This window comes from Proteus sp. G2669 (assembly GCF_009915245.1).
Classification (GTDB): Bacteria; Pseudomonadota; Gammaproteobacteria; order Enterobacterales; family Enterobacteriaceae; genus Proteus.
In genome coordinates this window covers 1-18,028 of record NZ_JAABLX010000032.1, presented here as the reverse complement: position 1 = coordinate 18,028, position 18,028 = coordinate 1, and the positions used below count along the sequence as shown (strand labels likewise).

Annotated in this window: 26 protein-coding genes and 3 pseudogenes; 18 read left to right on the top strand and 11 right to left on the bottom strand. The window is 36.5% G+C overall.

Annotated elements, in window-relative coordinates:
* On the top strand, positions 1 to 87 hold an 87-nt coding region (locus GWI68_RS09065), incomplete at its 5' end, for a hypothetical protein (protein ID WP_243733326.1).
* A 109-nt stretch (positions 88 to 196) separates the two neighbouring features.
* Here the strand turns inward: GWI68_RS09065 and GWI68_RS09060 are convergent.
* The 7 genes from GWI68_RS09060 to GWI68_RS09030 form a co-directional block, all read right to left on the bottom strand.
* Positions 197 to 1,330 (bottom strand): site-specific integrase, encoded by a 1,134-nt coding sequence (locus tag GWI68_RS09060; protein WP_166540061.1) that lies wholly within the window; start codon positions 1,328 to 1,330, stop codon positions 197 to 199.
* A complete protein-coding gene (locus GWI68_RS09055) occupies positions 1,305 to 1,556 on the bottom strand; it encodes an excisionase (RefSeq protein WP_017628380.1) in 252 nt (83 codons plus the stop codon). Before GWI68_RS09055 ends, GWI68_RS09060 begins: the two co-directional genes overlap by 26 nt.
* Positions 1,557 to 1,625: 69 nt before the next feature.
* Positions 1,626 to 2,135, bottom strand: a complete 510-nt coding sequence (locus GWI68_RS09050; protein ID WP_166540060.1) for a single-stranded DNA-binding protein — start codon at positions 2,133 to 2,135, stop codon at positions 1,626 to 1,628.
* Complete coding sequence (locus tag GWI68_RS09045) at positions 2,135 to 2,746, bottom strand: ERF family protein (RefSeq protein WP_088495883.1); 612 nt, start codon at positions 2,744 to 2,746, stop codon at positions 2,135 to 2,137. Before GWI68_RS09045 ends, GWI68_RS09050 begins: the two co-directional genes overlap by 1 nt.
* 1 nt (position 2,747) lies before the next feature.
* Positions 2,748 to 3,074 (bottom strand): hypothetical protein, encoded by a 327-nt coding sequence (locus GWI68_RS09040; protein ID WP_166540059.1) that lies wholly within the window; start codon positions 3,072 to 3,074, stop codon positions 2,748 to 2,750.
* A 12-nt stretch (positions 3,075 to 3,086) separates the two neighbouring features.
* Positions 3,087 to 3,272, bottom strand: coding sequence for a host cell division inhibitory peptide Kil (locus tag GWI68_RS09035; RefSeq protein WP_166540058.1), 186 nt, complete (start codon positions 3,270 to 3,272; stop codon positions 3,087 to 3,089).
* Positions 3,273 to 3,377: 105 nt separating this feature from the next.
* Entirely contained in the window at positions 3,378 to 3,608 is a 231-nt protein-coding gene (locus tag GWI68_RS09030; RefSeq protein WP_109409351.1) for a hypothetical protein, read from the bottom strand.
* A gap of 163 nt (positions 3,609 to 3,771) precedes the next feature.
* Here GWI68_RS09030 and GWI68_RS09025 point away from each other — a divergent pair, with 163 nt between their 5' ends.
* Positions 3,772 to 3,984 carry a hypothetical protein gene (locus GWI68_RS09025; RefSeq protein WP_166540057.1) on the top strand — a complete coding sequence of 71 codons (213 nt, stop codon included), beginning with the start codon at positions 3,772 to 3,774 and terminating at the stop codon, positions 3,982 to 3,984.
* Positions 3,985 to 4,090: 106 nt separating this feature from the next.
* Here the strand turns inward: GWI68_RS09025 and GWI68_RS09020 are convergent, their stop codons facing one another.
* The 3 genes from GWI68_RS09020 to GWI68_RS09010 form a co-directional block, all read right to left on the bottom strand.
* Positions 4,091 to 4,411, bottom strand: a complete 321-nt coding sequence (locus tag GWI68_RS09020; RefSeq protein ID WP_166540056.1) for a hypothetical protein — start codon at positions 4,409 to 4,411, stop codon at positions 4,091 to 4,093.
* A 777-nt stretch (positions 4,412 to 5,188) separates the two neighbouring features.
* Positions 5,189 to 6,211, bottom strand: coding sequence for a hypothetical protein (locus GWI68_RS09015; protein WP_166540055.1), 1,023 nt, complete (start codon positions 6,209 to 6,211; stop codon positions 5,189 to 5,191).
* 127 nt (positions 6,212 to 6,338) lie between these two features.
* Positions 6,339 to 7,064: an XRE family transcriptional regulator gene (locus tag GWI68_RS09010; RefSeq protein WP_161769462.1), complete on the bottom strand. Its 726-nt coding sequence runs from the start codon at positions 7,062 to 7,064 to the stop codon at positions 6,339 to 6,341.
* Positions 7,065 to 7,167: 103 nt separating this feature from the next.
* Here GWI68_RS09010 and GWI68_RS09005 point away from each other — a divergent pair, with 103 nt between their 5' ends.
* The 11 genes and pseudogenes from GWI68_RS09005 to GWI68_RS20635 all read left to right on the top strand — a co-directional run bounded on the left by GWI68_RS09005 (position 7,168) and on the right by GWI68_RS20635 (position 14,102).
* Entirely contained in the window at positions 7,168 to 7,353 is a 186-nt protein-coding gene (locus GWI68_RS09005; protein WP_161769463.1) for a Cro/CI family transcriptional regulator, read from the top strand.
* A 143-nt stretch (positions 7,354 to 7,496) separates the two neighbouring features.
* A complete protein-coding gene (locus tag GWI68_RS09000) occupies positions 7,497 to 7,844 on the top strand; it encodes a transposase family protein (protein ID WP_166540054.1) in 348 nt (115 codons plus the stop codon).
* Positions 7,845 to 7,939: 95 nt separating this feature from the next.
* The gene (locus tag GWI68_RS08995; protein ID WP_004251793.1) at positions 7,940 to 8,113 is read left to right on the top strand and encodes a hypothetical protein; all 174 of its coding nucleotides are present in this window, start codon (positions 7,940 to 7,942) and stop codon (positions 8,111 to 8,113) included.
* Positions 8,110 to 8,877 carry a helix-turn-helix domain-containing protein gene (locus tag GWI68_RS08990; RefSeq protein ID WP_166540053.1) on the top strand — a complete coding sequence of 256 codons (768 nt, stop codon included), beginning with the start codon at positions 8,110 to 8,112 and terminating at the stop codon, positions 8,875 to 8,877. The genes GWI68_RS08995 and GWI68_RS08990 overlap by 4 nt, the downstream gene beginning before the upstream one ends.
* On the top strand, positions 8,877 to 10,262 hold the full coding sequence (locus tag GWI68_RS08985; protein WP_166540052.1) for a DnaB-like helicase C-terminal domain-containing protein: 1,386 nt from the start codon (positions 8,877 to 8,879) through the stop codon (positions 10,260 to 10,262). Before GWI68_RS08990 ends, GWI68_RS08985 begins: the two co-directional genes overlap by 1 nt.
* 25 nt (positions 10,263 to 10,287) lie before the next feature.
* On the top strand, positions 10,288 to 10,737 hold the full coding sequence (locus tag GWI68_RS08980) for a hypothetical protein (RefSeq protein ID WP_166540051.1): 450 nt from the start codon (positions 10,288 to 10,290) through the stop codon (positions 10,735 to 10,737).
* 30 nt (positions 10,738 to 10,767) lie between these two features.
* Positions 10,768 to 11,409, top strand: coding sequence for a recombination protein NinG (locus tag GWI68_RS08975; protein WP_166540062.1), 642 nt, complete (start codon positions 10,768 to 10,770; stop codon positions 11,407 to 11,409).
* 52 nt (positions 11,410 to 11,461) lie between these two features.
* A complete protein-coding gene (locus GWI68_RS08970) occupies positions 11,462 to 11,860 on the top strand; it encodes an antiterminator Q family protein (RefSeq protein WP_166540050.1) in 399 nt (132 codons plus the stop codon).
* Between the two features lie 339 nt (positions 11,861 to 12,199).
* A complete protein-coding gene (cspA, locus tag GWI68_RS08965; protein WP_004244726.1) occupies positions 12,200 to 12,412 on the top strand; it encodes an RNA chaperone/antiterminator CspA in 213 nt (70 codons plus the stop codon).
* A 7-nt stretch (positions 12,413 to 12,419) separates the two neighbouring features.
* Positions 12,420 to 12,542 (top strand): annotated as a pseudogene (locus GWI68_RS20305) (cold-shock protein); the annotation flags it as partial.
* Positions 12,543 to 13,094: 552 nt separating this feature from the next.
* Positions 13,095 to 14,102, top strand: a complete 1,008-nt coding sequence (locus GWI68_RS20635; RefSeq protein ID WP_347877520.1) for a TIR domain-containing protein — start codon at positions 13,095 to 13,097, stop codon at positions 14,100 to 14,102.
* A gap of 304 nt (positions 14,103 to 14,406) precedes the next feature.
* On the opposite strand, the gene GWI68_RS08955 is transcribed toward GWI68_RS20635, so the two are convergent.
* On the bottom strand, positions 14,407 to 15,765 hold the full coding sequence (locus GWI68_RS08955; RefSeq protein WP_166540049.1) for an HNH endonuclease signature motif containing protein: 1,359 nt from the start codon (positions 15,763 to 15,765) through the stop codon (positions 14,407 to 14,409).
* A 480-nt stretch (positions 15,766 to 16,245) separates the two neighbouring features.
* On the opposite strand from GWI68_RS08955, the gene GWI68_RS08950 reads away from it, so the two are divergent.
* The 5 genes and pseudogenes from GWI68_RS08950 to GWI68_RS20295 form a co-directional block, all read left to right on the top strand.
* Entirely contained in the window at positions 16,246 to 16,668 is a 423-nt protein-coding gene (locus GWI68_RS08950) for a hypothetical protein (RefSeq protein WP_166540045.1), read from the top strand.
* 64 nt (positions 16,669 to 16,732) lie between these two features.
* Positions 16,733 to 17,002, top strand: a complete 270-nt coding sequence (locus GWI68_RS08945; protein WP_020946092.1) for a phage protein — start codon at positions 16,733 to 16,735, stop codon at positions 17,000 to 17,002.
* A complete protein-coding gene (locus GWI68_RS08940) occupies positions 17,002 to 17,472 on the top strand; it encodes a lysozyme (RefSeq protein ID WP_166540044.1) in 471 nt (156 codons plus the stop codon). Before GWI68_RS08945 ends, GWI68_RS08940 begins: the two co-directional genes overlap by 1 nt.
* Before the next feature lie 142 nt (positions 17,473 to 17,614).
* Positions 17,615 to 17,965, top strand: a pseudogene (locus tag GWI68_RS08935) (lysis system i-spanin subunit Rz); the annotation flags it as partial.
* A pseudogene (locus tag GWI68_RS20295) lies at positions 17,949 to 18,028 on the top strand (hypothetical protein); the annotation flags it as partial. The pseudogenes GWI68_RS08935 and GWI68_RS20295, both read left to right, overlap by 17 nt.

The following is an 18,028-nucleotide window of genomic DNA, read 5'->3' as shown; positions in this document are numbered from 1 at the left end:
GTAACTTATGATTTCGAACGTCAGTTAGAAGGCGCTAAACTGCTGAAATGTAGCGAGTTTGGTGATGCGATTATCAAACACATGTAATTGTTGATTTGATAAATAGTTAACGGGAGCTTATTAGTTCCCGTTTATTTTTTGTACTATAAAATTCTTCCCCAAAATATCCCCAAAACTCTTCCCCAAAACTGTTCAATTAAACAGCAATAATTTGCCATTCTTTGCCTCTATCATCGTGGTATTTATCAGTCATACTTTGTGTTTTATGCCCCAATAATTTTTGTGTATTAATTCCTTGTTCTCGATAAAGTCGCTCAGATAAAGATCGTTGTTCATGGAAAGTAGGTGCCGTACCTTTTTCCCAAGTTAACCCACATTTATCTCGCGCTTTTTTAAACGTTGTGGTTAATGTATTTGGTGTGACTTGCTCGCCTCGTTTTGCTTGTGCGGTGGTATGCCGATAATGCACGAGATATTTACTCACAACCGCGTCACGACATTGAGCAACAACATCTCTTAAGGAGAGATTGATAGCCTCACATTTTAGTGAGAGAGGGATGGCCAACTTACTCCCCGTTTTTTCTTGCTGTATATGTAACATGTCATCCCAAATATCAGAGAATTTCATTTTACAGATATCACCGATCCGCTGACCTGTGGTTAAAGCCAACAACATGCCGCATTGCAGGTAAGGAGGGTGATTCTTGGCTTGCTGGTAAATAGTGCGCCATTCGTCCAATGTCATGCGTTCTCTTTTCACTCGGTTCCGTGGTTGTTTAGTTGCTTTCGCAGGGTTGTAACCAGGAGGAACATAGCCAGCATGTTGAGCTTCTTTAAATACATCAATAAGCACCATGCGAACGACCTGCGCCATTCTTGAATGTCCTAATACTTTGATGGAATCTATTATTTCAGCAATATCTAAAGCGGTTATCTCTTTTAATATTTTCGTACCACAATACTGACGGAATAAATTAATAGGTTTCATTTTTTGTCGATAAGAATTAATTTTTAATTCACCGATATCTAATCTTTCTTTTTGAATATCTAAATATTTATCCATCCATATATCGACAGATATTTCAGACTTGTTTGTCTTAATTTTTGATAACCGTTCATTAATACTTAATAACTGTCGAGTATGTTGTTCAGCAATAATTGTATTGGCCTGAATGGCGGTTTCTCTCGCTTCTTGCTCGTCGGTGCCTAAGCTATGAAATTTACCGGTGATGGGATGTTTATATTGCCAATAAATTTTGCCGTTACGTTTATCTAGCTTTCGATATAGATTGGGAATGATAATTTTATGGGTTCGTGGTCGGGCAGCCATCTGTAATTATCCTCTTAAGTCGTTCCGTTGATTTAGTAGGAATTTGAGGGAGAGATAGATAGCCCACATAACGAGCTTCTCTATCAACCATCCACTTGCGGCCCACTTTCATTGCAGGTGGTGCAATAAGGTTATTCTTTGCGTATTTTTGTAATACCGTCATGCAAGGAGAGGCATCTCCAAATTCCAACCTTGCCCACGCTTCAAGAGTCACCATTCTTGACATATTTTCTCTCCACGTTATTTATACTCAGTTTAAATAAATATTAATTAGCGTAATTCGTTAAGCAGTATTTTAAATAATATGAATAGCGATACGAGGATAAGGTAATCCAATCGGCGCAAAAGGAATATCATCATCAAAGTCCATTGGGGGGTCATTATGTTTAGGAGATTGTTGAGGGCTCCATCCGTGTTGATGAGGTGATGGTTGTGACTTTTGGTTACCTGCCTGATTGTTGTTACCTAACATTTGCATTGAGCCATTAATATTCACTACAACTTCCGTGCTGTATCTGTCTTGTCCATTTTGATCTTGCCATTTACGTGTTTGTAATTGACCTTCGATATAGACTTGTGAACCTTTACGCAGATATTCGCCAGCAATTTCGGCGAGCTTTCCAAATATCACAACTCTATGCCATTCGACATGTTCCTTGGTTTCACCTGATTGTTTATCTTTCCATGAATCGCTGGTGGCTAATGTAATATTAGTAACTGCATCGCCATTTGGGAGGTAACGCATTTCAGGATCTTGACCTAGATGTCCTATCAATAAGACTTTGTTTACACCTTTACTTGCCATTACATCGCCTCCAATTCTGATTTTCTGATGTTATATACTTCCTTTGCTTTTGATTGTTCAGGCGTTTTCCTGAGTAACTTCCATGTTTCACCAAATTCTTTTTTCAAAATATTGAGATCTGTAATAGCCATTGCTGAATTAGTAAAATCTTTCAATATTTGATCTGGTGTTCTCGGTGCTACATTGTGGACTTCTGCATCAGCATCGATTGCTGTTTCTTCGGTTGGTATACAAAATGTTTGGAAAGCTGCGTATTTATATGCAATAGACATGGCTTTGTTTGTGGCTTTGTCTCCGCTATCCATCGCTTCACCATAAGTCACAACCGTGTGTTTACTTCCGTCTTCAACAGAAACAAATTCAAACTCAGCTTTCACTACGACATAGAATAACAAGCCACCTCTTTGTGTTTGTCTTTCCGTGACGGTACGTTCGATGATCCGTGGAAGAATAAGCAATCCATGCTTAACTAGAGCAGGAGCGAGGGCATTATATACAGCGTCAATTCCTCTGAACATAAATCCTTGTTGTTGATTTACACTTCCTTTTTTAATGCCCGTTTCAGCCATTTCTCTAGCAACATTACTAATAGCTTTGTATACAGCAGTCATATTAATCCCCTAAATATTGACCTTGACGGCGATCACTTCCGTAGTAATCGACTTCAAATTTATTACTAGGCGTATATGTCCTTTTTGAATCTCGTTGGGCTTGAATATGCTCAGGAAGAGGAGGGTGATTCTTGGATGCATCTAAATTCATATACCAAAGCGTCATAGCGAGTCGCTGTTCAGCTATGCTAGGCGAATTGTTAGGTATTTCTCCTTCAATAATCGCTATTGCATGAGCGAGAGCTTCTTTTAAATTCCTTTTCGGAGTAGGTGAACTTAGTCGAGGGTATTTATCATTTGGGTATATTTGATTATTAAAATTATTCACAAAAAATTACCTCTATCCATAGAGCCTATTCATTGGGATATTAATTTCTTTGCATACCTTTGCGTTGTATTGCTGTTTTATGCCATAAGCCTGTTTTAATGTCTGATTGGCCTTATTCCATCCATGTTCATCTTTGAGAAAATGGGCGATCCCTGCTTGGCTTTGGGCTAAACAAAGTGTGTATTTATCAATGTTCATGTTTACCTCTGGATGTGCAAAATCCTCACTAATTAAGTGATAGTGGTAATGATTGATATTCTGGTGTTGGCGAAAAAAGATTTAGACGAGAGGGAAATATTTTTATTAATGTTTAACTTTGTTTACTAAGGTATTTAAAACGGCTTTTTTTAATGCCGTTTTTATCGCATTTTCTCCAATCAAATTATCTGAGAAGTCACTTAACAATATAGCTAATTCAGGAATGTCATCTGAAGCATTTATTTGAGTGTTTACTTCTACTCGATGTGGTTTATTTTCAATGTGATTTAAAGTTAATTTGACGTTAATAACGATAGAAGTATCTTGTTGAGTCATGATTTATTTCCTATTGGTAAAGTTATTGCAACCCATCTTATAAACGGTAATTATTTAACTGTGCCTGCTTTTAACCCGTCAGGCGAGGTGGTTCTTACATTCCCCAACATAAGAAATCTGTGTATAATTCAATCACCCCAACATAATTAAAAGGATTGAATTAATGAGCAATAGAGTTATCTCTGATGACAACCCTGTTAAACGAGTTGCTTTTGATATGGCGCTGGCGTTGGCAGTAAAACAAGAGTCCATTAAAACACCAGAACAATTGATGTCTGAAATTGAAGCGCTTTATCCTGAGTGTTTAGACGTTGCTAAAAAGCAGTACGAAAAAGAAACTCCGCCTCCGGTTAGTTTTTTTACAAAAAAACGTTAAGTATCTAATGCTGCGAGAGTTGTATTTAGTATGGCTCTTGCTACTGTATTTGAGTCGAAGTTATCATTATTGGAGTAGGGTTCAATTTCTTTTTCGTTATTTTCCCCTATCTAGCCGTAACACCGAACTCACTGCTCGGTTGTTTTGTTTTAACTCCTGAAAATATTAATACATCTGGTAAACAGCAGTTGTTAGGTGATGGTTGATAATTAGGTTCAATATTTCTAGTCACAGGAATGTGGCTTAGCGATAGTGTCTTTTCAACGCGGTTTAATTTTTTAGTTTCTAGTTGAAATATTGAGTCTAGTTGCATCTCAATATCTCTAATTGCAATGGCTTCGACTTTCCGTCTGGCATGACGTCTATTTGCAGAGTTACCACGTAAAAAGTCTGGTTTGCGTGATTTCTTCACTTTTATAGTTGCCATATATCCTCCAAACAGTTGGCTTTAGTGATTGGTGATAAAATAATGAAACACCAATCCGAAAACCTTCTGAGAAGGTTGACGCTTTATCAGCGTCGCCGTTCTGGTAGCTAATACACAGCTCGCCACCATCGTTGTTAAAGAACATCAACGTGCTGTGTTCCGTTGATATAGTTTATATTACAAACGGTAATTTATGTTGTCAATACCTGCGGTAATAATTAATTGCATTTGCGGTAATATTGTTGATTTTTAAGTGAGATTATTTTCAAAAAAATCTGAAATTAGAATACTGATCACTTTTTAGAAATGAAAGGACATAACAATCTTTAAATAGAGGGATAGAATTATTTATTCTCGTTATTTATAGTATCAAATATATCATTGTTCAATTTTTGAACATTTAAAAAATTAACAATGAAGAAGAATATTGAATAGAGTATTAAGAAAAACAGTATTAACGATGGAAAAATGGTAATTGAAAACCATTTAGTATCAAAAATGTATACTTCATCTTTTGTGTATTGGCTTAATATTAAGCATAGTGTAGATAGAGTAAAATATCTTAAGAAAGAATTTCTTACTTCTCTGAGCTCGGTTCTTATTGCAGATATATATGAAGTGTTCCTTACCCCTGACATATTAAAAGTGACAATAAGACCGAGACCAATAGAGAACATAATCCCGCAAACTGAATACAGTGTTGATATTAAAAAACTATCCGGTTGCCATTCAATGAAAGTTGAACAGGTTATGGTTAATATCAACATTGTAATACAGCTAAATATTTGGATTTTCACGTTCTATATCTATGAGGTAGCGACTCATCTCCTGAAAAAGCATTTGTTCATTTAGTTTACCAGTATCAGTAAGCTCAATGTCAACAAATTTTGTTTTTAGTAGGTCTTTTCCTTTGATCTCGGTTTTTCCGTCTTTTCTTTTGAAAGTAACATTATCTAAGTCACTTACAGGTTTTAATGTTGCACCTAATATATTGGCATAATCTCCATCTGTCATTTTTCTGGGTTTAGAAAATTTTATTAATAGTTCGGCAGATACAATTTTGTTGTCCATGAGTTCTTTAAGACTAGATGATTTTGATAATGACGCTTTTATTGCATGCATGACTATATGGTCAAGCCTTATTTTTTTACTTTTTTCTTCGACAACTGTAACCGTATGTTTTTTTTCTTCAGTTGTATCATTTGAGCTGAGAGGATCTCCTAATTTAATTGGCTCAGAGTCTTTTACTGATATTGCACTTAAATCCTTTAATTGCGTTTGATTTTGAATATCTATCATAGGTGTAAATTCTAATAACTCATTTTTTGTCAGCCAACATATGTAAGTTTGAAGAGATGCAATAGTTGTTCTTAGTGGTAAATTTGTTATTAAATATTTATCATTTATACAAAAATAAAAATGGTTTTTACATACAACTAGAGAGTCAATTTTTGAACTTTCTAATTCATCTAGTGTGAAATCTTTTTTCTCAAAAAGTTTGTCTGGAATTTGCTCTAATTCGTTACTTGGCGTTATTCTAAGCATAGTGCAAAAAACTGAATTGCTTTTTGTTGATATCTCGTAACAAGAAATTAGATCCTGTTCTTGACTTGGATCTTCTGAGTTTAACAGCATACATCTATCTTTTACTTTAATAGTATTTTCTAGTTTTTCTAAAATTAAACCTTTTGCTGGACTTTTGTTTGAAGATAATTCTTTGTTCTCTATTTTAAATGCTCTCAGTCGTACCTTTCTTGATTTTGCTTTTTTATTTTGTTTTTTCGGGTTTTCTTCTGCCATTTTTCATCCTACCTGTATAATAAAAAGTTAGATTATTAATGATTAAGGAATTACCACAGTCACGATATATCATTAGATTAATTTACTAATCTACAATATTCATGCCCTAAAACAAATTATCAAATCGCTAGAAAAGTTTTTTACCCACCTTTTCATAAATATCGATATATTTTATTGGTTTAACGATTGCAGCAACATAATGTATCGTATCCACTTGAGTTGGTGATAGCGTTATTGGTTTATGTGAGTTGTTGATGCTGGTGAATTGATAGTCACCATCTCTAGTTTTATTAAATATTTTGATCATGTTATGGCCATCAATAGTGCGCACAAACACTTCATCACCTGTTTTTACGGTGGTGTTAGGTTCAACAACAACATATTCACCTGACTGAATGCGAGGCCACATACTATCGCCTTTAACTTTAAGCCCGTATGCATCCACATCATCACTGTATATTTTTAACCATCCGCTATGGGCTTCGATCATATCAACAGCACCATCGACACCTAGAAATGCTTCACCACGTACTTGTACCAATCCTGAAGGCATTTCACCAATATATTCAATATCATCATCCATTGATTTGGCTAATGACATTATTTGTTTTGATATGGATGGGCTTATTTCATTTACTGACACTTGTAGTATTTTTGCAAATGTAGCCACTGCTTTAGGATTTAGTGGATTTATCCCATTTAGATAATGGCTTACAGCACTTTGATTGACACCTAGCTTTTCAGCTATGTCCTCTTGGTTTATTCCTAGCTCTTTACGCTTAGCGGAATAAATTGATTTTAGCCTGCTAGCGTCAGCTAACTGCTCTTCTGATAATGGTTTTTTTTTGCTCATGTCGATATTTTATTACCAATAGTTATATTTTGAAAATACCGCAAGTATTGACTTTTTTATTACCGAACATAATAATTGGTTAATTCATTCAAAGGAGAAGAATATGAACGAATTAGCTCTAAGAGATTATGTAAAAGAGTATGGTCAAGATAAGACGGCCAAAGCGATAGGGGTTACTCAAGGCGCTATAAGTAAAGCGTTAAGAGATGGAAGAAACATTATTTTATCGCACACAGAGAATGGTATTAAAGCAATTGAAATAAAACCATTCCCAAGAACTAAAAAGTAAACACTACCCGCTCTTTAACAATCGCAGTTTTTGACTGCTACGGAGTCGCTGATAAAGCGACAACTCTTCCCCCAATATCAACTCATACGGAATGAGCCACGGATCATTATTGTCCCTTAGTTAACTCATAAGGACTTTAAACAATGGAATGCGCAAATACACGCAAACAATTCAATCAATTTATCTCTAATCACCTAATAGCTTCAGCATTACAAGCATTGAGAAATAAAACTCAGTCTGCCGTGGCTAGAACGTTAGGTGTCCATGATTCAACAATCCTACGTCGAACTGAAAAATATCCTGAAATATGCGAAACGCTTGTCGCATCGGGAATTATTGATTTTGTGATGGAAGGAGAACGAAAAATCTCAGAAGAAGAGTACCGATTTTTGTGGAAACAAATGGGTGAACTTTCTCAAATGAAAATAAAAGAAAACGCCTCGGTTGCGGCAACAAACGAGGCGTGTTGTTCAATGGAATTCACCATTTAACGTACAAATATACTGTATCAATATCCAGTTTTTATCACAAGGGGAAATTTCGGTTTCCCTTTTTTGATACAGCTTTGGAATGGAGAAATTATACCATGAGACAAAGAATAAATCATGAATTTAATGGCTGTGATGAGCATAAAAACATCATGAGAAATAGGCTATTACAAGAAATAACCCCACTGGGTTGTCAGCGTTTAAAGGAAGCACTGAAAGACGCAAAATTAAGGAAAGCACATCGGGATAAGTTATTAGGAGAGCGAAAATGAGTATGCTTCTAATGGCAAAAGCCATGCAGTTACAGGTGGGGAGTACAGCACAAAAAATGGTGCTACTTAAACTTGCCGATAATGCCAATGATAAAGGTGAGTGCTTTCCTTCTTATGAAACTATTGCACGTCATTGCGAAATTAGCCGTCAAAGTGCGATAAACCACATTAAAAGTTTATGTAAAAAAGGGCTTGTTCGTAAAGTTACGCGAAAAACTGATAAGGGGCATACTTCCAATTTATATATTCTGGATTTGGAGGCTAAATCTCTTGATGACGGTAGTCAAAATACAGTACCACCTAGTCAAAATTCTGTACCAGAGGTAGTCAAAGAATTTGACCACGGTAGTCAAACAGTTGGACTAGGGGGTAGTCAAAAATTTTTACCCAGAACCAGTCAGTCTTTTAACCAGTCAATTAACCTTAAAAAACTATCGTCTGACGACTCGAAACCTGCAAAGCAGATTTCGGTTAATCGACAAACTAAAATTCCTTATCAGGAAATTATGCAAGCCTTCAACGAATCGGCAGGGGATAGATTACCCAATGCCGAATCACTGAATGACAAACGCAAACGAGCAATATCCAAATTCCTGAAAGAGCTCAAAGAACCCACAGTTGAATCAGCTAAAAATTATTTTGATTATTTTATGGAAACGGCGAGTGCTTGGTATTTCGGCGAAAATAATCGGGGTTGGCGAGCGAATTTTGATTATTTACTCAGACCTGAAACGGTACTCAAAACAAGGGAAGGAGCACTGTGATGAACCAAGTTCCGAATAATTTAATGGCGGAACAAAATGTTATTGGAGGACTCCTGCTTGACCCGCAAAGTGATAATGCGCAATCAATTTTTTCACTGCTAAAACCTGAAGATTTTTATGCCCGACACCATCAAATTATTTATCTCACCCTGCGAGAAATGTATACCCAACGTATGCCAATAGACATCATGACGGTGACGGATTGTCTGGAGTCAAAAGGCCGAATTAATCAATCAGGTGGTTTTGCCTATCTTGCTGAGATGGCAAGAGAAACACCGAGTATTGCTAACATTATGGCTTATGCGAAAAAAATCCGAGAGTGTTCCGCACAGCGTTTTGTTATCGAAAAGACGGTTGAAATTCAAAAACTCATGATGGCGCCAAGTGAGTTAGGTTTTACAGATAAAATTGAACAAGCACAACGCTTGCTTGATGAAGCTACGTCGTTTGGAAAAATGGGAAAAAAAACAGGGCTACGCCGAATTGATGATGTGTTGGATGATGTTTTTACCGACATTTGTGACCGACAAGATAACCCAGAGAAACATCGAGGATTAAAAACGGGATTTAAAGATTTTGACCGTCTATTAAGCCCAAAACAGATTGTCATAGGCTCACTGTTCGTGATTGGTGCTCGCCCTAAGATGGGGAAAACAACCGTTCTCACTGAAATGGCAAAGAATGTCTCACAACAAGGTAAGCCTGTATTGCTGTTCAGCATGGAAATGACAGACAAACAGCTTGTTGAACGGACACTAGCCCAACAAACCCAGATTAATTCAGATAAATTTTACCAAAAGTTAGAAGAGCATGAATGGGATAGGCTTTGCAGTGCCATCGGTCGCCTTAAAGATGAGCCCTATATTTGGGTGGATGATACACCAGGCATGTCCTTACAGCATATTCGCTCTGAAAGTCGGAAAATCAAACGCAAAGTCGGTGATATTGGGTTTATTGGTGTCGATTACCTCACTCTGATGCAGGCGGGAAAAGCTGACCGCAATGATATTGCCTATGGTGAAATCACTAAGGGGCTAAAAATATTGGCAAAAGAGCTCAATACGGTGGTTGTGTTGCTTGTACAACTGAATCGAGGATTGGAAAACAGGGCTGATAAACGTCCCGTGCCAAGTGATTCAAGAGACACAGGACAAATCGAGCAAGATTGTGATTATTGGTTAGGCATTTATCGTGATGCGGTGTACCACGATAATGCGGATGAAACGCTGACCGAAATGATTTTAAGGCTCAATCGACACGGTAAAACAGGCACCGTGTATGTTGATCAACAAGGATTGAGTATTACGCCAGTTGATCAATATATGGCTGCATATCGCGCTCAACCGAAAAAGGAACCCAAAAGATATTGTGAAAAATCGTTTTAACTCATAAAAGTAAAAAGGAGGTCAAGTGACAGATGATATCTGTCTCCATAAGTCCAATCTCAACAGTATTTTCAAAGTGCTCTCCGAAATCGTGACAACAGGTAAACGCTATCGCATCAAAATCACCGAGTGGCGTGATTTAAGAACCATACCAATGAATAAAACATGGCGTATGTGGATGAAAACCACAGGCGAGTGGTTACGTGCGCGTGGCGTTGTTATCGATATTAAAAATGGTGTCGGTGAAATCGTTTTATCAAAGCCCATCACTAATGAGGAAACTCATGAATATTTTGTTGGACATTGGTTAGGGCGCAATGAAAACGGTGAGCGTGAAAAAACCAGCAAGATGGATAAAGCAAGGATGCTTTACATGATGGAGAAACATGAACAATGGTGCATTGAGAAGGGAATTCCGATCATCATTCCTAGCAATTCTGAATATATGAGTTTGAAAAGAAATCAAGAGGAATAATTGCTGATGGATAAATCAAAGGAAAACATAATGAAGTCGCTAAGGCGACGGCGCTGTAAAATATGTAGAGAATGGTTTCACCCCAAATACAGTAATATTTGGTGGTGTTGCCCAGAACACGGCGCAGAACTGGCAATAAAACGAAGGAATAAGGAAAAAGAAAAAGCGTTAGTAAAACTCAAAAAGGCACAAAGAGAAAAGGAAATCAAAGCAAGAAACAAACTCAAAGCCCGCAAATTAGCAGTAAAACCTACCTCATATTTTATCAAACAAGCTCAAACTGCGTTTAATCAATATATCAGACTCAGAGATCATGATGAGCCCTGTATTAGTTGTGGTGAAATTAATCCCCCTGATTTACATGGAGGACAGTGGGATTGTGGTCATTTTTTATCTGTGGGTTCACACCCTGAGCTGAGATTTGATGAACGTAATGCATATAAGCAATGTAAATCATGTAATGGTGGAGCTGGGCGATTTACTCATAAAAATGCCAGTGTAAGTCAAAAATATGAGGAAAAACTTATCGAAAAATTTGGTCAAGAATTAGTTGATTGGTTACGAGGACCTCATGAGCTTCCGCATTGGCGACGCGAAGATTATATCCAGATACGCGATAAATACAGAGAGAAGGTGAGGCAATTAAAACGAGAAAGAGAGATGAACGTGTAAATGATTAATCAATAGTAATAAATAAGGCAAAAATGGTTTGGAGAATGCGTGTATGAGAGATATGCAGGAAGTTTTATCGCGTTGGGGGGCGTGGTCAGCTAATGAGGGAAATAGTATCGATTACTCATCAATTGCCGCAGGCTTTAAAGGATTGATTCCAAGTTCAAGACGAAGCCGAGAGCAATGTTCTGATGATGATGGCTTAAAAATCAATAAAGCGGTATTACATTTAAAGGTAAATAATAGTTACTTGTTTCAGTTGGTTATTATGTACTATGTGAAGAATTATCCTTTGCGTTCAATGGCTTCAAAACTTGGTATTTCTCATAACGAAGTGGCTAAGCGATTGCAGACAGCGGAAGGATTTATTGAGGGATGTCTATCGGTTGATAACGTAAAATTAGATATGGATAAAATAATTAGAAAATACCACATTTATAGTCTTGTGTAATTACAAAACACAATATATTGTGTTAATGATGGTTTTGATGTTACACCTCTTATCTATTGAAAACCTCGTGAGTATAACGGGGTTGTGTTTTTTATAGGTCTACTTAAGCTGATTTACTGCTAAAAATAAAGTTTGCTATCTGAATTTTTCTATGGCTTAATAGCGCCACTGGTTTGGAAGTACAGACCTATTTATGTTAGTAAGTTTAAAGTTGTTCCCGTTTAGCGTTATCCTCGATACCTCTTCATTGTGAATTCCTTCTAATTAATTCCCATAAGTAAAAATACAAAACAAACCGCATATGCCTTATGGCAAATTAAATAAATTAAAGGAAATTCTATGTCTAATACAATGACTGGTACAGTAAAATGGTTCGATGAAGGTAAAGGTTTTGGTTTTATTACTCCAGCTGATGGCAGCAAAGATGTATTCGTACATTTCTCTGCAATCCAAAGTGATAGCTTCAAAACATTAGCGGAAGGCCAACAAGTTTCATTCACCATGGAAAATGGTATGAAAGGCCCAGCAGCAGGCAACGTGGTGGCTCTCTAAAGGCGCTATTACTATTCACCTCTATTTTAAATGCTCAAGGTGCAGCGGTTCACAATATAGAACATCACAATTTGATATCACAGTGAACAATCCACACGGCGCAAAATGTATCTTTTGCAAAAGTGTGATGACAGCTCAAATGAGTTGAGCATTAAATAGTTGAATATACAAAACCTCGCTTCGGCGGGGTTTTTTGCTATCTACTTACTAAGTTTGAATAGTTTATTTTTAAGTTAAAAATTCAACATGAGAATCAATTATACGAACTTTGGTATTTAAATATAGATAGGTGCTGAAATCTCTTTTTTTATCTAGTTAATTATGTAGTTCTTTTAAAATCTGTTTATTGATCCTTAATTTTTGTTTTCCTTTTTATGTTCACATTTGAAAAACATACACCAAATACGCCCTTACTAATAAGAATGTGCTACATTAGAGTGATTAAAATTTCAGATATTAATGATGGTTATATTATTATTTGACTCTTTTATCTGAAATATTAATTCATTCTAAAATGACTCCCGTAGTACAGTATGGGGTTTTGACTTTGTTTATGAAATACCAAAATAAAGGATGAGTTATGTCAGTAACAGAGTAGCTTCAACGGATTATAGAAAAACTACCTGATGAACCAAAAATAAAATTTGATGAGCTTGAAAAAATAACAAAAGAAGCTAACCGTGTGGGAAAATCTTGGTCTGGTTCGTGGTTAGGTTATCAATCTAGAGTTTATTACGTAAATTTCTCAACACCTCCTTCTGGAGCTCTGTTCAGTAGAAATGACGGGTTTGATTCAATGTTTTCATCTGGAACTCGAGGGGATTGGAGACAATATAATTTTGATGATGTTATCAATTATATATATCAAAATTCAGGTGATATAGATATCATAAAATATAAAGAACAATTTGATGAATATGAAGAGTTATTCGATGAAACCAGAAGTAATATACTATCTTTAATTTATGCAAACAAATCAAAATTACCAGATGATGATTTATTTCTTCAAAGGATAATAGAAAGAATAGAGAAATTTAAAATATATACTGAACGTGATTTTGTTGATATACAAAGACCAAGCGGTAAACTTCTCTCAGCAGACATGGATGCTATTTCTGAAGGAATAAGAACACCACCACATATAGCAATGATAGCTAAGATAGCTGCTTTAAGAGAGTCATACACTCGCTGTATTGATTTAAAAAAGGAATCTATTAAATTATTTAGTCATATCAGTAATCTAGAGCAAAAGGAAGCTAAGGTGTCTAGAGTTGGAACTAATATATTTTTGGGGCATGGGCGTTCACATTTATGGCGTGAACTTAAAGATTTCATAAAAGATAAATTGCATCTTCCTTATGATGAATTTAATAGAGTCCCAATTGCAGGAACTACAAATATAGCAAGATTGGCACAAATGCTAGACCAAGCAAGTTTTGCTTTTTTAATAATGACAGCAGAAGATGAATTACAAGATGGTAATATGCAAGCCAGAATGAATGTTATTCATGAAGTTGGTTTATTCCAAGGTCGATTAGGATTTGAAAAGGCAATTGTTTTACTAGAAGAAGGTTGTCAGGAATTTAGTAATATAAATGGGTTAGGACAAATAAGGTTTCCGAAAGGAAACATATCCGCTATCTTTGAGCAAATACGAGAAGTATTAGAACGAGAAGAATTAATTATATAATTTGATTCGCACAATACTCTCTATGTGTAAAAACGAATCTGCGCCATTCCGGTAACCCTCAACTCCATTCTACCGGAATGATTTATATCCTTTTTATAATATAGCGTCAAATATGATATGGCTAGAAATTTTCTAATTTGTTAAATAGTTCGTTTTTCTGGGATACTTATATTTTGTATACGGCTCTGATAGCTATATCAAAATCGGTAACTCCCAATCTATCAAGATCAAGTCGCAACTAATACAGTTAAAGTAACCAAATTTTACAATACACTTTACTTTAAGCGTACCTAGGTAAGTCATGTTAACTCTTATCGTTGAATTCTTTCCATTTTACCATTAGCTTATTATCATCAAGGTCTACATGATGCGGTTGTAAGGTTTTACCTTCAAACATAGTTTTGTGGATACAATCAATAGCAAAATGAACAGTTAAATCATCTGGATTAATCCCCAATAATCCTTTATCAAACATCCGATGTAGACTTACTTCAAGTAATAGACCGTTGGAGGTATTGTTATTCGCTGCTTCTGTTATTGCTTCAATATGTGCTGCTTCTAAGATACCTTCTGGCAATGGATAGCCAGTAATAGCGCATCTACCATTGAAGTTATTCCAAATTCGGCGTTTGAAATCAGCTTGATCTCCAGTATGGCGGGCTTTGTGCGTAACTTCAACTGTACGTCCAGTAGCACAAGTATCATTTGCAGCTTCTAAAGGCTTAGTTAGTTCTTCATTAATAACTATAGCTTCAGTTTCTATGACAATTGATGTTTCAATATTCGGTTCCGGTGGTATTAATGGGTTTATGTATTGATCGCTTAAAGAGACTATATTAGCCTCTTCATCAGTGGCGAGTTTCCAGGCTTCTGATTGTGTCATTGTTCGTAATGCAGTTTGATAAACTTGTTTATTGAAATAGCTTTTATCTTTCTTATCAATTTCTACATCAATAGTAGGAGATTCAATAGGAAGTATTTTATCGCCAATTAATAGATTACGTATTTCTACTGCTTCTTCTAAACCTTCGACAGTATCAACAGGAGCTACAACAGGTTTAGTAAATGGGTTATCTACATGTCCTACGTGGTTGTGTCGTAAATGCCACTCTATAGCATCATTTTTTATATAAATCTCACAGATAGGACATACAACAAGTTCCATAGATGTTACAGGTAGCTTCTTACCACCGATAAAACGTAATGTACTTGTATTCTGGTTATATACTTTCTTTTGATTCTGTGTAAGTACTCTACGTTTGGCCTCTAAGCGGGTAGGGATCTTAGCAAGATTAAGCGATTTACGATTATCTTGTCTTTCACGATCATAAATCTTAATCTCTGTTTTAGATTTGATTTTTGTCCACATGGAATTCAGTAATTTATCCCCGTGTACTTTTTCATAATCAGCATAAGCTTGCAAAGTGGCAGTGGGACTATCTAATCCATTTTTACGGAGTGCTGTATATTGTTGAAAAAGCTTAATAGAATGGGCAGTGATTTCTTTTAATTGCTTTTGTTTAGCTTCTTGTTTTGCTTGCAATGCTCTTTGTTCAGGGGTAAGTAATTTCTGTTTGACTTTCTTAGTCTTCTTAGTCTTCTTAGTCTTCTTAGCTTTTGGGGCTTTTTTCTTGTTTAAAGCTTTTTGGTTGATATCGTTCATTTTGTAAGCCTTTAATCTAATTCATTAAAGAGATGATACAATTGACCAGCTCTTGGTAAATTAGCATTGTATGGTGTAAGCAAGTTCCGCTCTTGGTACTTGCACTGGGCTGACTGTCTGATTAGATTTAGCCTTGAATTATAGCAGTCTTGGGGCAAATCTGAGCGGAATATCTAAATTATAAGTATGAAAGAACCACCCAACACAAAATAAAAAAATGCCGATACGCTAGGAGTCATATCGGCATATAAAATAAACGCAAGAAGCAATGTAAGTCATGTCGTACTAATTCGTATCAAACCTGTCAATTTGATACGTATGTAATGATAATTATTCTCATTAATATATTCAACCCTAAATTAAATAAGGTTACTTTGTAGCCTTTTCATCTACGTCGACCACAGAATCAACACCCACTTATACCGTTCTCACAAGAGTTGTGAGTCGGCACCTTATTAACTAAATAAATCGGTAAATGTTATGTCAAAAGAGATAAGCGAATTACAGTTTAGTCTTCACTATGCCTCAGAAACAGACAGTGAAAAGAATACCTCCGTCATTTTAACGGCGAATATCCATACGGCTGATAGTGAAACTCAACAACTCACACAACTAATTTGCACGACATCTCCCACAGGTAAAAAGCAATATCGAATCGGCACACAAAAGATTAATGATGCAGGTGACCCATTGCTGGTGGCGATTGAATCTTATTGGCGCAAAAACACGCAAGAGAGTTGTGTTTATTTGTTAGAGAAAGCGAAGCAATTTATTCAGGGACACTTACAACAAACGAATACATGGATATCCATGTACGGCCTTGTGATTGTTTCTAATGCGTCACTTGAAGAGCAGTTGCCTGAAGGTTTATTAAAGGTACTTAAAGTATCAATACCCGCCTAATTTTTTATCGTTTCATTTTTAACTCTCACACTAATCATCAACGGACACTCCTCTGAGGGTGACTATGCGTATGGATAAATTAACCAATGTTACTTACGGAACCGCAGGCTTAACGGCATTTTTTGCCAGTCTTTCGTTATATGAATGGGGATTTGTTATCGGGATGGCGTTTAGCATGGTTTTAGGTTTAGCCACTTATTTTATGACTCGTCGAGAGCAACGAAAACGCACTCAATTATTTGAAGAGCTTGTTCGTCATGTTGACCCACAAAACCCAACTGAAACCCTAAAAAGGCTTGCTGAATTAATGGTGAAAGCGCCAAAGGATATTTAATGTCTCTCAAACAGAAAATAGCGGCGCTAACAACTGCGGGAGCCACAGCAATCGCGTTAGTAGTAATAGCCCATTTTGAAGGTGTGCGTTATGAACCTTATCGTGATGTGGCAGGTGTTTTGACGGTTTGTTATGGGCATACAGGCAAAGACATTATTCAAGGTAAGAGATACACACAACAAGAATGTGATGCATTATTACAAAACGATTTTATTAAGACACAACGGCAAGTCGATGTATTAATCAAAGTACCACTCGATGACCACACCAAAGCCGCTTTATATTCCTTTGCTTTTAATGTGGGTACAACCGCATTTGCTCGCTCAACATTACTTAAGAAACTAAATGCGGGTGATAGAGCGGGTGCCTGTGAAGAAATGAAACGTTGGGTATATGCAGGCGGAAAGGTTTGGCGAGGGCTTGTCAGTCGTCGAGAGGCGGAGTCAGCACTATGTCATGGAAACCTTTAATCATCATTATCAGCTTTATCCTCATATTATTCATCACTGTCGTTGGTGGTATTTATCTCTTGATTGATAACACATGTACTAAAGATCACGTTAGTTTAGAAAAACGCTGTCAGATTGCACTCTCATATCATCGGTACTAATCATGAAATATGGAAAACTCTATGCCGTCATTGCGATGGTGGGCATTATTGTGGGTAGCTATTGGGTGATTAATTGGCAAGCTAACAGAATTACCACACTGACAGATACCAACAAAAAACTAACTGTGGCTCTCGAAGAACAGAAGTCTATTAATACTGATTATCAAGCACGCATAATGCGATTAAACCAACTGGATATTCAATATACGCAGGAGTTAGCGAATGCTAAGAAAGAAATTAGTCGCTTGCGTGATATTAGTGAGCGTCATCCTGAGCGGGTGTACATCAAAGCAGAGTGTCCCAAAAGCACAACCACTTCCGCCACCAGCTTGGCTTATGCAACCACCGCCCGACCTACTGACACCGCTATCCGAAATTATTGGTTACTCAGAGAGCGAATTGCAGAGTCAGAGCAA

What these genes read in the sequence shown, in the direction of transcription:
- GWI68_RS09060 (WP_166540061.1), bottom strand. Translation starts at nt 1,330, where the DNA reads ATGGCTGCCCGACCACGAACCCATAAAATTATCATTCCCAATCTATAT.
- GWI68_RS09055 (WP_017628380.1), bottom strand. Translation starts at nt 1,556, where the DNA reads ATGTCAAGAATGGTGACTCTTGAAGCGTGGGCAAGGTTGGAATTTGGA.
- GWI68_RS09050 (WP_166540060.1), bottom strand. Translation starts at nt 2,135, where the DNA reads ATGGCAAGTAAAGGTGTAAACAAAGTCTTATTGATAGGACATCTAGGT.
- GWI68_RS09045 (WP_088495883.1), bottom strand. Translation starts at nt 2,746, where the DNA reads ATGACTGCTGTATACAAAGCTATTAGTAATGTTGCTAGAGAAATGGCT.
- GWI68_RS09035 (WP_166540058.1), bottom strand. Translation starts at nt 3,272, where the DNA reads ATGAACATTGATAAATACACACTTTGTTTAGCCCAAAGCCAAGCAGGG.
- GWI68_RS09030 (WP_109409351.1), bottom strand. Translation starts at nt 3,608, where the DNA reads ATGACTCAACAAGATACTTCTATCGTTATTAACGTCAAATTAACTTTA.
- GWI68_RS09025 (WP_166540057.1), top strand. Translation starts at nt 3,772, where the DNA reads ATGAGCAATAGAGTTATCTCTGATGACAACCCTGTTAAACGAGTTGCT.
- GWI68_RS09020 (WP_166540056.1), bottom strand. Translation starts at nt 4,411, where the DNA reads ATGGCAACTATAAAAGTGAAGAAATCACGCAAACCAGACTTTTTACGT.
- GWI68_RS09015 (WP_166540055.1), bottom strand. Translation starts at nt 6,211, where the DNA reads ATGGCAGAAGAAAACCCGAAAAAACAAAATAAAAAAGCAAAATCAAGA.
- GWI68_RS09010 (WP_161769462.1), bottom strand. Translation starts at nt 7,064, where the DNA reads ATGAGCAAAAAAAAACCATTATCAGAAGAGCAGTTAGCTGACGCTAGC.
- GWI68_RS09005 (WP_161769463.1), top strand. Translation starts at nt 7,168, where the DNA reads ATGAACGAATTAGCTCTAAGAGATTATGTAAAAGAGTATGGTCAAGAT.
- GWI68_RS09000 (WP_166540054.1), top strand. Translation starts at nt 7,497, where the DNA reads ATGGAATGCGCAAATACACGCAAACAATTCAATCAATTTATCTCTAAT.
- GWI68_RS08995 (WP_004251793.1), top strand. Translation starts at nt 7,940, where the DNA reads ATGAGACAAAGAATAAATCATGAATTTAATGGCTGTGATGAGCATAAA.
- GWI68_RS08990 (WP_166540053.1), top strand. Translation starts at nt 8,110, where the DNA reads ATGAGTATGCTTCTAATGGCAAAAGCCATGCAGTTACAGGTGGGGAGT.
- GWI68_RS08985 (WP_166540052.1), top strand. Translation starts at nt 8,877, where the DNA reads ATGAACCAAGTTCCGAATAATTTAATGGCGGAACAAAATGTTATTGGA.
- GWI68_RS08975 (WP_166540062.1), top strand. Translation starts at nt 10,768, where the DNA reads ATGAAGTCGCTAAGGCGACGGCGCTGTAAAATATGTAGAGAATGGTTT.
- GWI68_RS08970 (WP_166540050.1), top strand. Translation starts at nt 11,462, where the DNA reads ATGAGAGATATGCAGGAAGTTTTATCGCGTTGGGGGGCGTGGTCAGCT.
- cspA (WP_004244726.1), top strand. Translation starts at nt 12,200, where the DNA reads ATGTCTAATACAATGACTGGTACAGTAAAATGGTTCGATGAAGGTAAA.
- GWI68_RS08955 (WP_166540049.1), bottom strand. Translation starts at nt 15,765, where the DNA reads ATGAACGATATCAACCAAAAAGCTTTAAACAAGAAAAAAGCCCCAAAA.
- GWI68_RS08950 (WP_166540045.1), top strand. Translation starts at nt 16,246, where the DNA reads ATGTCAAAAGAGATAAGCGAATTACAGTTTAGTCTTCACTATGCCTCA.
- GWI68_RS08945 (WP_020946092.1), top strand. Translation starts at nt 16,733, where the DNA reads ATGCGTATGGATAAATTAACCAATGTTACTTACGGAACCGCAGGCTTA.
- GWI68_RS08940 (WP_166540044.1), top strand. Translation starts at nt 17,002, where the DNA reads ATGTCTCTCAAACAGAAAATAGCGGCGCTAACAACTGCGGGAGCCACA.